The organism is Citrobacter sp. MGH105, from assembly GCF_001037485.2.
GTDB classification, from domain to species: domain Bacteria; phylum Pseudomonadota; class Gammaproteobacteria; order Enterobacterales; family Enterobacteriaceae; genus Citrobacter; species Citrobacter portucalensis.
In genome coordinates this window covers 3,636,765-3,649,384 of the sequence record NZ_CP073048.1, presented here as the reverse complement: position 1 = coordinate 3,649,384, position 12,620 = coordinate 3,636,765, and the positions used below count along the sequence as shown (strand labels likewise).

At 52.9% G+C, this 12,620-nt stretch carries 12 protein-coding genes and 1 tRNA gene; 2 read left to right on the top strand and 11 right to left on the bottom strand.

The genetic code is table 11. The annotated features are described in order from the left end of the window. The first annotated feature begins 54 nt into the window (after positions 1-54). A complete protein-coding gene (locus SK35_RS17730) occupies positions 55-537 on the top strand; it encodes a zinc ribbon-containing protein (protein WP_003022748.1) in 483 nt (160 codons plus the stop codon). Between the two features lie 106 nt (positions 538-643). On the opposite strand, the gene rihA is transcribed toward SK35_RS17730, so the two are convergent. The 10 genes from rihA to miaB all read right to left on the bottom strand — a co-directional run bounded on the left by rihA (position 644) and on the right by miaB (position 11,069). Continuing rightward, on the bottom strand, positions 644-1,579 hold the full coding sequence (gene rihA, locus SK35_RS17725) for a pyrimidine-specific ribonucleoside hydrolase RihA (protein WP_048214692.1): 936 nt from the start codon (positions 1,577-1,579) through the stop codon (positions 644-646). A 116-nt stretch (positions 1,580-1,695) separates the two neighbouring features. Next, positions 1,696-2,421 (bottom strand): glutamate/aspartate ABC transporter ATP-binding protein GltL, encoded by a 726-nt coding sequence (gene gltL / locus SK35_RS17720; protein ID WP_003022754.1) that lies wholly within the window; start codon positions 2,419-2,421, stop codon positions 1,696-1,698. After that, a complete protein-coding gene (gene gltK, locus SK35_RS17715; protein ID WP_048214691.1) occupies positions 2,421-3,095 on the bottom strand; it encodes a glutamate/aspartate ABC transporter permease GltK in 675 nt (224 codons plus the stop codon). The genes gltL and gltK overlap by 1 nt, the downstream gene beginning before the upstream one ends. Beyond that, the gene (gene gltJ / locus SK35_RS17710; RefSeq protein ID WP_003831316.1) at positions 3,095-3,835 is read right to left on the bottom strand and encodes a glutamate/aspartate ABC transporter permease GltJ; all 741 of its coding nucleotides are present in this window, start codon (positions 3,833-3,835) and stop codon (positions 3,095-3,097) included. Before gltJ ends, gltK begins: the two co-directional genes overlap by 1 nt. Before the next feature lie 159 nt (positions 3,836-3,994). Further along, positions 3,995-4,903 carry an amino acid ABC transporter substrate-binding protein gene (locus tag SK35_RS17705; RefSeq protein ID WP_048214690.1) on the bottom strand — a complete coding sequence of 303 codons (909 nt, stop codon included), beginning with the start codon at positions 4,901-4,903 and terminating at the stop codon, positions 3,995-3,997. A 412-nt stretch (positions 4,904-5,315) separates the two neighbouring features. Continuing rightward, entirely contained in the window at positions 5,316-6,854 is a 1,539-nt protein-coding gene (gene lnt, locus SK35_RS17700; protein ID WP_048214689.1) for an apolipoprotein N-acyltransferase, read from the bottom strand. A gap of 24 nt (positions 6,855-6,878) precedes the next feature. After that, positions 6,879-7,757, bottom strand: coding sequence for a CNNM family magnesium/cobalt transport protein CorC (gene corC / locus SK35_RS17695; RefSeq protein ID WP_003022770.1), 879 nt, complete (start codon positions 7,755-7,757; stop codon positions 6,879-6,881). Between the two features lie 158 nt (positions 7,758-7,915). After that, entirely contained in the window at positions 7,916-8,389 is a 474-nt protein-coding gene (gene ybeY, locus SK35_RS17690; protein WP_048214688.1) for an rRNA maturation RNase YbeY, read from the bottom strand. Continuing rightward, a complete protein-coding gene (locus SK35_RS17685) occupies positions 8,386-9,432 on the bottom strand; it encodes a PhoH family protein (protein ID WP_048214687.1) in 1,047 nt (348 codons plus the stop codon). The genes ybeY and SK35_RS17685 overlap by 4 nt, the downstream gene beginning before the upstream one ends. A gap of 206 nt (positions 9,433-9,638) precedes the next feature. Continuing rightward, positions 9,639-11,069, bottom strand: coding sequence for a tRNA (N6-isopentenyl adenosine(37)-C2)-methylthiotransferase MiaB (miaB, locus tag SK35_RS17680; protein WP_003831327.1), 1,431 nt, complete (start codon positions 11,067-11,069; stop codon positions 9,639-9,641). Between the two features lie 145 nt (positions 11,070-11,214). On the opposite strand from miaB, the gene ubiF reads away from it, so the two are divergent. Next, a complete protein-coding gene (gene ubiF / locus SK35_RS17675) occupies positions 11,215-12,390 on the top strand; it encodes a 3-demethoxyubiquinol 3-hydroxylase (RefSeq protein ID WP_048214686.1) in 1,176 nt (391 codons plus the stop codon). A gap of 120 nt (positions 12,391-12,510) precedes the next feature. On the opposite strand, the gene SK35_RS17670 is transcribed toward ubiF, so the two are convergent. Then, positions 12,511-12,585: transfer RNA gene (locus SK35_RS17670), tRNA-Gln, on the bottom strand. Between the last annotated feature and the right edge of the window lie 35 nt (positions 12,586-12,620).

The following is a 12,620-nucleotide window of genomic DNA, read 5'->3' as shown; positions in this document are numbered from 1 at the left end:
TAGCGTAAATAACGTCTATTATTATAGACAGTTAACGACCCAGGAGGCGAAGCGATGAACAAGGTTGCTCAATATTACCGTGAACTGGTGGCTTCACTGAGCGAACGTCTGCGTAATGGTGAACGCGATATTGATGCGTTGGTGGAGCAGGCGCGTCAACGAGTTATGCAGACCGGGGAGTTAACGCGAACCGAGGTGGAAGAGCTCACCCGGGCCGTCAGACGCGACCTGGAAGAGTTTGCTCTGAGCTATGAAGAAAGTCTCGATGAGGAGACAGACAGCGTCTTTATGCGGGTTATCAAGGAGAGTATCTGGCAGGAACTGGCCGATATTACAGATAAAACCCAGCTCGAATGGCGCGAGGTGTTCCAGGACCTCAGTCATCACGGGGTTTATCACAGCGGCGAGGTGGTCGGATTAGGTAATCTGGTCTGCGAGAAGTGCCACTTCCATTTAGCGGTTTACACCCCGGATGTGCTGCCGCTGTGTCCGAAATGCGGACACGATCAGTTCCAGCGCCGACCGTTTGAGCCGTGATGATTAGGCGTGCCAGAAGTTATTTGTAGGGCTGATAAGATGCGCCAGCATCGCCATCAGGCAATATGCCGGATGGTGGCGCAAGCGCCTTATCCGGCCTACAGTTTTACGCGTAATATCTTAAACGTTCTGCCAGCAAATCGACAAACCCTTCGCGATCCACGTCTACCATTACGGTGGCGTTTGGCTTATTGCCGCTCAGGAAGTAGTAATCCACCACGGTCATTCCCTGGGTATATTTACCCTGAGTTTCCACGCCGACCCAGCGTTCAACGGTGGTAAACAGTTCAGGTTTCAGCAGCCAGGCAATGGTGCATGGATCATGCAGTGGCGCGCCGATGAATCCCCATTTTTCATCTTTGTGATATTCAAAGAAGAAGTCGAGTAGTTCAGCAACGATCGTCGAAACAGGGTTGCCGATAGCGCGGAATCGTTCGGTATCTTCGCGATGTATTTGCGCTTTATGCGTGACGTCCAGACCAGCCATCACCACTGGAATGCCAGACTGGAATACGATTTCAGCGGCTTCAGGATCCACGAAAATATTGAACTCGGCGGCGGGCGTCCAGTTTCCGAGGCCCATCGCACCACCCATGATCACGATACGGGCGATTTTGGCGTGCAGCTCAGGATGGCTATTCAGGAGCAATGCGACGTTAGTTTGCGGCCCGGTGGAGACAATCGTCATCGGTTCCGGGCTTTCACGCAGGGTTTTCGCCATCAGTTCCACGGCGGTACAGTCTTGTGGCGCAAAAGCGGGTTCCGGCAGCGCCGGGCCATCCAGCCCACTCTCGCCGTGAACGTTATCGGCGATAATCAGATCGCGCATCAGTGGTTTCACTGCGCCACCAGCCACTGGGATATCCGTACGGTTGAGCAACGTTAACATGCGCAACACGTTACGCAGCGTTTTGTCAGGTGTCTGGTTACCGGCTGATGAGGTTATCGCTTTCACATCCAGTTCTGGTGAGGCGAGGGCGAGCACAATTGCGATAGCGTCGTCATGACCCGGATCGCAATCAAACAGGATAGGAAGTGCCATTGTTGCTCCTTGTAAGTGGGACTTTGTGACAAGGTTAACGCTGGGCTGTATGTGTTTCGAGAGGCGAAGGGATAAAGCGTGAGGTGGCGCGCACATGGAGATGCGCGCCAGCAAGATTAGTGCAGTATTTTCGCGAGGAAGTCTTTGGCGCGGTCCGATTTCGGATTAGCGAAAAACTCTTCTTTCGGTGAGTCTTCAACAATTTTCCCTTCATCCATGAAGATCACCCGGTTCGCCACTTTACGCGCAAAGCCCATTTCGTGGGTTACCACCATCATGGTCATCCCTTCATTGGCCAGTTCAACCATAACATCCAGTACTTCGTTGATCATTTCAGGATCAAGCGCCGACGTCGGTTCGTCAAACAGCATGGCGATAGGATCCATGCACAGCGCCCGGGCGATAGCGACACGCTGTTGCTGGCCCCCTGAGAGCTGAGCTGGAAACTTCTCCGCATGTGCTGATAGACCAACGCGTTCCAGTAACTTTTGCGCTTTGTCGCGGGCCGGTTTTTTATCGCGCTTGAGCACTTTTACCTGCGCCAGAGTCAGGTTCTCAATGATCGACAGGTGGGGGAACAGTTCAAAGTGCTGGAACACCATACCAACGCGAGAGCGCAGTTTGGCCAGATCGGTTTTTTTGTCGTTCACCACGGTACCATCAACGGTGATGACGCCTTGTTGTACCGGCTCCAGCCCGTTCACCGTTTTGATAAGCGTTGATTTACCTGAACCTGACGGGCCGCAGACCACAACCACTTCCCCTTTTTTCACTTCCGTGGAGCAGTCGGTCAGCACCTGAAAGTGACCATACCATTTAGAAACATTTTTCAGGGTAATCATTAAACTGTCCTTTTCTTCAAATAGCTGACCAACAACGATGCGCTCAGACTGAATACAAAATAAACGGCGCCAGCAAACAGGATCATTTCAACCTGTGTGCCGTCACGCTCGCCAATGGTGGAGGCGGTACGGAAGAAGTCTGCCAGACTTAATACATAGACCAGCGAGGTATCCTGGAAGAGTACGATGCCCTGGGTTAGCAGCAGCGGTACCATCGCGCGGAATGCCTGCGGCAGAATAATGAGCTTCATCGACTGCCAGTGGGTCATCCCTAGCGCCAGCGCGGCGCTGGATTGCCCACGAGAAATACTCTGGATACCGGCACGGATAATCTCGGAATAGTACGCGGCTTCAAACATCGAAAACGCGACCATTGCTGAGATCAGGCGAATATCGGTTTTTGGCGACAGACCCAGTACGTTTTGCAGGAAGCCGGGCACAATCAGGTAGAACCACAGCAGCACCATGACCAGCGGAATAGAACGAAATACGTTGACGTAGCCTTTCGCAAACCAGGCTATCGGCGCGAAGCTGGACAGACGCATGACGGCCAGGATAGTTCCCCATACGATACCAATGACGACCGCCGTAACGGTGATTTTCAGCGTGATCATCAGCCCGTCCAGCAGATACGGCAGGGAAGGGATGATAGAACTCCAGTCAAATTCGTACATTATTTGCCTCCCAAATTGCCAGGCAGGCGGATTTTACGTTCAACGAGATTCATCACCAGCATGATGACGGCGTTAATCAGGACGTAAGCCAGAGTGATAGCGGTAAACGATTCCCATGCGTGGGCGGAGTAATCCAGCAGTTTGCCCGCCTGTGCCGCCATATCGACCAGGCCGATGGTGGAGGCGATCGCGGAGTTCTTCACCAGGTTCATCATCTCTGAGGTCATTGGCGGAACAATCACGCGGTATGCGTTTGGCAGCAGAACATAACGATAAGCCTGAGGCAACGTCAGCCCCATCGCCAGTGCGGCGTTTTTCTGCCCACGAGGCAGAGACTGAATAGCGGCGCGAACCTGTTCGCAGACGCGCGCGGCGGTAAACAGCCCCAGACAAAGCATCGATGAAAGGAAGAACTGGATGTTGGGATCCAACTCAGCCTTGAACCACATCCCAATGTTTTCCGGCAGCAGTTCAGGAATAACCAGATACCAGGTAAAAAACTGGACGATGAGCGGAACGTTACGAAACAGCTCAACGTACAGCGTGCCGATCCCAGAAAGGAAACGATTTGGAACGGTACGTAAGATGCCGAATAAAGAGCCTATGAGGAAAGCGATAATCCATGCGGTGATGGATAACGCGACAGTGACCTGGAAACCACTCCAGAGCCAGCCGAGATAGGTGGTGTTGCCGAACGGGGCTTGTTGTAAAAAAATACCCCAGTTCCAGTCTATAGACATAAATCTACTCCAGAAAAAAAAGGGTAGCAGCGCTACCCTCGAAGATTGTTATTCGGCGTTTTGCGGTTTTCAGGCCTGATGGGGAACGACCATCAGGCTTATAGTCTGTCCGTGCCGAGTAACAATCGAGAGGGAGGGGAAGCCTCCCATTTATTTTAGTTAGTTAAGCGCTTTATCATTCGGTTCTTTGAACAGGGCTTTCATCTCGTCTGACAGTTCGAAATTCATGTTCAGGTTCTTCGGCGGAATTGGATTTTTAAACCACTTATCAAACCATTTCTCAGCTTCGCCTGAGGTTTGCGCCTTGGCGATAATGTCGTCCATCAGCTTTTTGAACTCAGGATCATCTTTGCGCAACATACAGCCGTAGGCTTCCTGAGACTGTGGCTTGCCGACGATCTCCCAGTTGTCTGGTTTCTTCGCTTTCGCGCGCTCACCAGCCAGCAGGGCGTCATCCATCATAAAGGCAACGGCGCGACCGCTTTCCAGAGTACGGAAAGAGTCACCGTGGTCTTTCGCGCTGATGATGCGCATATCCATTTTTTGTTCTTCATTCAGCTTGTGCAGCAGAACTTCGGAGGTGGTACCCGAAGTCACGACTACGGCTTTACCTTTCAGATCGGCGAAATCTTTGACGTCGCCGCCTTTTTTCGCCAGCAGACGGGTGCCGACAACGAAAATGGTGTCAGAGAAAGCGGCTTGTTTTTGGCGCTCGACGTTGTTGGTGGTGGATCCACATTCAAAATCGAAGGTGCCGTTTTGCAGCAGCGGGATACGGTTTTGTGAAGTAATCGGGATCAGTTTCACCTGCAGATCAGGCTTGTTCAGCTTTTTCTTCACGGCGTCAACGATCGCGTTGGAGTAATCCTGTGAATAACCGACCACTTTTTGCTGATTATCGTAGTAAGAAAACGGTACTGATGATTCACGGTGGCCGACAACGATCACGCCATTTTTGGCGATCTTATCCAGCGTGCTGCCTGCCGCTGGTGCTGCGTCTTCTGCGTGCGCCAGACCGGCGGACATTCCCATGACCAGCATGGCAGTGGCGAGCTTACGTAATTGCATATCCAACTCCTTTATCGTCTGCGCCAGGGACGCATTGATACCCATTGTGATGTTGTTATTGTTTGCTACTAAAACGTGCAGTCTTGTATGTGTTTGTTAACATTTAGTTTGGATGAATGTAAAGAATTTGCTGTGTTATTGTTTATTTTTGCGAAGTGCGCCGCACCATTTGGGGGCAAAAATATCTTGTTGCACTTTTCAGGTGCTACCGGCGCTCAACTTTGGTGCGACCAGGTTGCACATTCAGCCAAAACAGCGTTTGCCTTGTAGAACAAAGCAATAGACGTGCCAGAATGGTCTTTTGGAGGGGGGAAGTAGGCCTGATAAGCGTAGCGCCATCAGGCACGATGCTGCACAACTGCCGGATGGCGGCGTACCGCCTTATCCGGCCTGCATTTGATGGGGCGCTGTTTTACTTACGACGTTGGCGCAGACTCATTACCACTGCGCCAAAGCCAAACAGCGCGGTTAGCAGCCAGAGCGGCCAGTTTCCGGTACGGGCATAAGGGGTTAAGCCCGTCGTTGGCGTCACGCTGGTGGTCAGCACCTGACGGGTAAACTGCGGGATCATCGCCTGAACTTCGCCCTGTGGACCAATCACCGCCGTAATACCGTTGTTGGTGCTACGCAGCAGAGGTCGCGCCAGCTCCAGGGAACGCATACGCGCCATCTGGAAGTGCTGCCACGGGCCAATAGATTTACCAAACCATGCATCGTTAGAGATAGTCAGCAGGTAGTCCGTATCCGGGCGGAAGTTATCCCGTACCTGTTCGCCAAGAATGATTTCGTAGCAGATGGCAGCGGTCAGCTTAAAGCCGTGTGCATGCAACTGTGGCTGTACATAAGGACCGCGGCTGAACGAAGACATTGGCAGATCAAAGAATGGCGCTAGCGGGCGCAGGATAGATTCCAGCGGGACAAATTCGCCAAACGGTACCAGATGGTTTTTGTTGTAGCGGTTGCTGGAGTCGTAGCTGTATGGGCTGTCTTTACCCAGTGTGATGATGGTGTTGTAGGTGTCGTAACGATTCTGCTTGTTCAGACGCGCGTCTACAATACCGGTAATCAGCGTGCTGTTTTTCGATTTCAGCAGGTCATCCATCATACTCAGAAAACGCTGCTGGTTAATTTCCAGGTCCGGAATAGCGGATTCTGGCCAGATGATGAGCTGTGATTTGCCCATCTCAGGCTGGGTGGCGTCGAGATAAATCTTCAGGGTGTTGAGTAACTGGCCTTCATCCCATTTGAGCGACTGCGGGATGTCACCCTGCACCATCGAGACCTGGGTGGTTTTTTCCGGCTCCAGCGTGTACCACTGAATATAACGTAGCGGGAAGGGCAGAGCGAAAAGCACCACGGTGGCAGCCAGCGGCTTCCAGTTACGCGTTACCAGTGCAAGTGCCAGCAGGCCGCTAACCATCATCAGCAGGAAGTTTATCGCCTCAACGCCCATTACCGGCGCCAGCCCTTTTAACGGACCGTCGATCTGGCTGTAGCCGAATTGCAACCACGGAAAACCGGTCAGTACCCAGCCGCGTAGAAATTCAGTGATTTGCCAGACTACCGGCGCGGCAATCGCTACACGTATCCAGGTAGTTTTCGGCCACAGACGCGCCAAAACGCCGGCAAACAGGCCAGTGTAGAGGGAAAGGTAAGCAGCAAGCAGAACCACGAGGAATACGTTAACGGGGCCCGGCATACCGCCAAACTGCGCGATACTGACGTAAACCCAGTTGATGCCTGAGCCAAACAGTCCCAGTCCCCAGAAGTAGCCGATAGCGGCAGACTGGAGCGGACGGCGGTTGAAGGTGAGAGCCTGCAGACCCATCAGCGAAACAATCGCAGCGGGCCAGATGTCATACGGTGAGAAAGCCAGTGTCCCGCAGGCACCGAATAATAACGCCAGCAGCAGGCGAATGCGCTGGCGTTCAATTAATGGGGCAAATGCCATGTAGTCTTAGATCCAGTTTCGGGTTTATTCGTCCAGTTTGGGCTGGGGTGAGTCGTCCGGAATTCTGACATGAACCTGAATAATACGACGGCTGTCGGCCATTGCCACTTTGAACTGGTAACCATCAATGTCGATAGTCTCCCCGCGTGCGGGCAGATGACCGAAGGCCTGCATGACCAACCCGCCAATGGTATCCACTTCTTCATCGCTGAAATGCGTGCCGAAAGCTTCGTTGAAGTCTTCAATTGGCGCCAGCGCGCGAATAGTCCAGGTGTGGCGACTGAGTTGACGGAAATCAATATCGTCTTCTTCGTCGTACTCATCTTCAATTTCACCGACAATCAGTTCAAGGATGTCCTCAATGGTCACCAGACCTGAGACACCGCCGAACTCGTCGATGACGATAGCCATATGATAACGCTGGGAGCGGAACTCTTTCAGCATGCGGTCAACCCGCTTGCTTTCAGGGACGACAACCGCCTGGCGTAACACTTTCTCCATGCTGAAGGCTTCGGCATCGCTACGCATAAATGGCAGCAGATCTTTGGCCATCAGAATCCCTTCAATGTGATCCTTGTCTTCGCTAATTACCGGGAAACGCGAGTGGGCAGACTCGATAATGACATCGAGGCATTCGTCCAGAGTTTGGTTGCGTTTCAGGGTAATCATCTGGGAGCGAGGGATCATGATGTCGCGAACGCGTTGGTCCGCAATATCCATTACCCCTTCGAGCATATCGCGCGTATCTTCATCGATAAGGTCGTTTTGCCCGGAATCACGGATCAGCTCCAACAGTTCGTCGCGGTTTTTCGGTTCACCGTGGAAAAGTTGGCTCAGTAACAGGGAAAAAAATCCCTTTTTGCTGTTTAAGGTGTCACTACTGTGTGAATTGTCGTCGCTCATGGCGTCGTATGGGTTCTCATGTTAGTTAATACAAAGCGCGTCATGCGTTTACTCAGCTGTTGACGGCATGTTTTGCCTGATGGCGCTACGCTTATCAGGCCTACGAAAGGCATGAATGTAGGCCGGATTAGGCGCAAGCGCCGCCATCCGGCAAGCTACTATTCTGCAATCTTCTCGGCAATGTACGGATCCTCATAGCCCAGAGCAAGCATAATCTCTGTTTCGAGGGATTCCATCTCTTCCGCTTCATCGTCTTCAATATGGTCGTAGCCGAGTAAATGCAGGCTACCGTGCACCACCATGTGCGCCCAGTGGGCCTCAAGCGGTTTGCCTTGCTCCTGCGCTTCTTTCTCGACCACCTGACGGCAGATGATCAAATCGCCCAGTAGCGGCATTTCAATGCCCGGCGGGGCTTCAAACGGGAAAGAGAGCACGTTGGTGGATTTATCTTTCCCGCGATAGGTCAGGTTCAGGTCGTGGCTTTCCGCGTCATCGACCAGACGAATCGTCACTTCAGACTCTTCCTGAAACTGCGGGATCACCGCATCCAGCCAGCCCTGAAACTGACTTTCTGTTGGCAAACCGGATTCGTCTTCACATGCCAGCTGTAAATCGAGGATAACCTGACTCATTTTTGTTCCTGCTCCTGAGCTTCGCGCTTGCGTTCTGCAGCCTGCTCGGCTTTGCGTTTCTGTTCTGCTTCTTCCCAGGCTTCATACGCCGTGACGATACGGGCGACCACCGGGTGGCGCACCACGTCTTCGCTATGGAAGAAATTAAAACTAATTTCGTCGACTTCAGCCAGCACTTCAATGGCATGACGCAGACCGGATTTGGTGCTACGCGGCAGGTCAATCTGGGTGATATCGCCAGTGATGACCGCTTTGGAGTTAAAGCCGATACGGGTCAGGAACATTTTCATCTGTTCGATGGTGGTGTTCTGGCTTTCATCAAGAATGATGAACGCATCGTTCAACGTACGACCGCGCATGTAGGCCAGGGGCGCAACTTCAATGACGTTACGCTCAATCAGCTTTTCAACCTTTTCAAAGCCGAGCATTTCGAAAAGCGCGTCATACAGCGGTCGTAAATACGGATCGACTTTCTGGCTGAGATCTCCTGGCAGGAATCCCAGTTTTTCGCCCGCTTCCACTGCCGGACGGGTCAGCAGAATGCGACGGATCTCCTGACGCTCAAGCGCATCAACCGCAGCGGCAACCGCGAGATACGTTTTACCTGTACCCGCAGGGCCAACGCCAAATGTGATGTCGTGGTCGAGGATATTCGCAATGTACTGTGCCTGGTTCGGCGTGCGCGGCTTAATTACTCCACGCTTGGTTTTGATGTTCACCGCTTTGCCAAATTCAGGCATGCTGTCTGCGCTTTGCTCAAGCACACGCGCTTCTTTGATCGCCAGATGAATTTGTTCAGGCTCGATGTCCTGCGTCTGACCGCGCATTGGGGCGGTATCGACGTACAGGCTACGTAAAATATCTGCCGCAGCGGTGACGCAAATTGGACGACCGGTCAGTTTAAAGTGGTTATCACGGCGGTTAATTTCGATGCCGAGGCGACGTTCCAGCTGTTTGATGTTGTCATCAAATGGGCCGCAAAGGCTCAACAGGCGGGCGTTGTCTGCTGGTTCAAGGGTGATTTCGCGAGTGTCTATGTTCAAACTGTTCCTCTTATGCATGTCTCGCCGGACGCTGAACATTTACCGGCATCTAAGGAAATTATTCACGCCATGGGGGAAAGGCGCAAGCATTGCAGCAAATATGGGGATGATAGGGCAGATTACAAGACCCGCCGGGACAGCGAGCCCAGGATTGTAGGCCCGATAAGTGTAGCAGTATCGGGCCTTTTTTACGTTTTTCAGCAGGATTAAGGCTGATAAATACCGACGCCCAGATCGTTTTCTTTGCGGGTACGCGCAATGACCGATTCAGGGGATTCTGCGATACGCAGACCCATTTCGTCCTCGGTACGCACCACTTTACCGCGCAGGGAGTTAGTCCAGACATCGGTAATTTCTACGTCTACGAACTTACCGACCATATCCGGGTTGCCTTCAAAGTTCACCACACGGTTATTTTCGGTACGGCCTGACAGTTCCATGATGCTCTTACGCGATGTGCCTTCAACCAGAATGCGCTGGGTCGTGCCGACCATACGGCGGCTCCAGGCCATAGCTTGCTGGTTGATACGCTCCTGTAGAATGTACAGACGCTGTTTCTTCTCTTCTTCCGGTACGTCGTCAACCATATCGGCGGCAGGGGTGCCAGGACGCGCAGAGAAAATAAAGCTGTAGCTCATGTCAAAATTGACGTCAGCAATCAGCTTCATGGTCTGCTCGAAATCCTGCGTGGTTTCACCCGGGAAGCCAACGATGAAGTCGGAGCTAATCTGGATATCCGGACGCGCAGCGCGCAGTTTGCGGATGATCGCTTTGTATTCCAGCGCGGTATGGGTACGCCCCATCAGGTTCAGTACGCGGTCTGAACCGCTCTGTACCGGCAGATGCAGGAAGCTCACCAGCTCTGGCGTATCGCGATAAACTTCAACGATATCATCGGTGAATTCGATCGGATGGCTGGTGGTGAAGCGGATACGATCAATGCCGTCGATCGCTGCGACCAGACGTAACAGATCGGCAAAAGATCCGATCGTGCCGTCGTAGTTCTCCCCACGCCAGGCGTTCACGTTTTGCCCCAGCAGGTTCACTTCACGCACGCCTTGGGCTGCAAGCTGGGCGATTTCAAACAGAATATCATCCGCCGGACGGCTGACTTCCTCACCACGGGTGTAGGGCACCACGCAGTAAGTACAATATTTATTACAACCTTCCATGATGGACACAAACGCGCTTGGACCTTCAGCACGCGGTTCCGGCAGGCGGTCGAACTTTTCGATCTCCGGGAAACTGATATCAACCACCGGGCTACGGGTCGTGCTTCCACGCACTTTGTTGATCATTTCCGGCAGGCGGTGCAGCGTTTGCGGCCCAAAAATAATATCGACGTAATGCGCGCGCTGGCGAATATGATCGCCTTCCTGAGACGCAACACAGCCACCGACCCCAATGATGAGCTTGGGGTTTTTCTCTTTTAACAGTTTCCAGCGGCCCAGTTGATGGAACACTTTTTCCTGAGCCTTCTCACGGATTGAGCAGGTATTCAGCAGCAGCACATCCGCTTCTTCCGCCACGTCAGTCAGTTGATACCCATGAGTGGCATCCAGCAGATCGGCCATCTTCGATGAATCGTATTCGTTCATCTGACAGCCCCAGGTTTTAATATGGAGTTTTTTGGTCATCGACTTGCTCTTGCGAAATTGTGGCTGAAATGCAGGGCGCATAGTGTACTGCTTTGGCGCGGTTGTGACCAGTATGACGGATGTCAGCCTCAAGGGGTAAAAAATCCTGTAAACTTACACAATACATGTAACTGGATAATTGACCATGACAAATCAACCAACGGAAATTGCCATTGTCGGCGGGGGGATGGTCGGCGGCGCGCTGGCGCTTGGACTGGCGCAGCATGGATTTACGGTAACGGTCATCGAGCATGCCGTTCCCGCGCCGTTTGTGGCTGACGGACAGCCTGATGTCAGAATTTCTGCCATTAGTTCCGCGTCGGTGTCGTTGCTAAAAGGGCTGGGCGTCTGGGATACGGTGCAGGGGATGCGCAGCCATCCTTATCGTCGACTGGAAACGTGGGAGTGGGAAAATGCCCATGTGATGTTTGATGCCGCCGAGCTTAAGCTGCCTCTGTTGGGCTATATGGTGGAAAACACGGTCCTGCAACAGGCGCTCTGGCAGGCGCTGCAAGCTCACCCTAAAGTCACGCTGCGCGTACCGGCGTCCCTGATTTCTTTGCATCAACATAACGATCGACATGAGCTTGAGCTGGCAGGTGGCGAAACTATTAGCGCGAAGCTGGTCATCGGCGCCGATGGTGCCAACTCTCAGGTGCGAAAAATGGCCGGGATTGGTATCCATGCCTGGCAGTACGCGCAGTCCTGTATGTTGATAACCGTGCAATGCGAAAATTCACCGGGAGACAGCACCTGGCAGCAATTTACGCCTGACGGCCCGCGCGCGTTTTTACCGCTGTTTGATAACTGGGCCTCGTTGGTGTGGTACGACTCACCGGCTCGCATCCGCCAATTGCAAGCGCTGAATATGCCGCAATTGCAGACGGAGATTGCTAAACATTTTCCATCGCGACTCGGTAAGGTGATGCCAGTGGCTGCGGGGGCGTTCCCGCTTACGCGTCGTCATGCGCTGCAATATGTGCAACCGGGGCTGGCGCTGGTAGGTGATGCCGCGCATACCATTCATCCGCTGGCGGGGCAGGGCGTTAATCTGGGCTTTCGTGATGTCGATGCGTTGATTGATGTGCTGGTGAACGCGCGCAGCTACGGTGAATCCTGGGCCAGTCAGCCGGTGCTCAAGCGCTATCAGAATCGCCGTATGACTGACAATTTCATAATGCAAAGCGGTATGGATCTGTTCTATGCCGGATTCAGCAATAACCTGCAGCCGCTGCGCATCATGCGTAATCTCGGGCTCATGGCCGCAGAGCGCGCTGGCGTACTGAAACGTCAGGCACTGAAGTATGCGTTAGGGTTGTAGCTCGAGTGGTGCCTGATGGCGCTACGTTTATCAGGCCTACAAGTCATGTAGGCCGGTTAAGGCTTGCCGTCACCCAACGTTAGAAAAGCAAAAAGCTCGCCGAGGCGAGCTTTTTTAATATGGCTGGGGTACGAGGATTCGAACCTCGGAATGCTGGTATCAGAAACCAGAGCCTTACCGCTTGGCGATACCCCAACGGGTGCACCCACAGAGTGGACGACTTTTTGAAA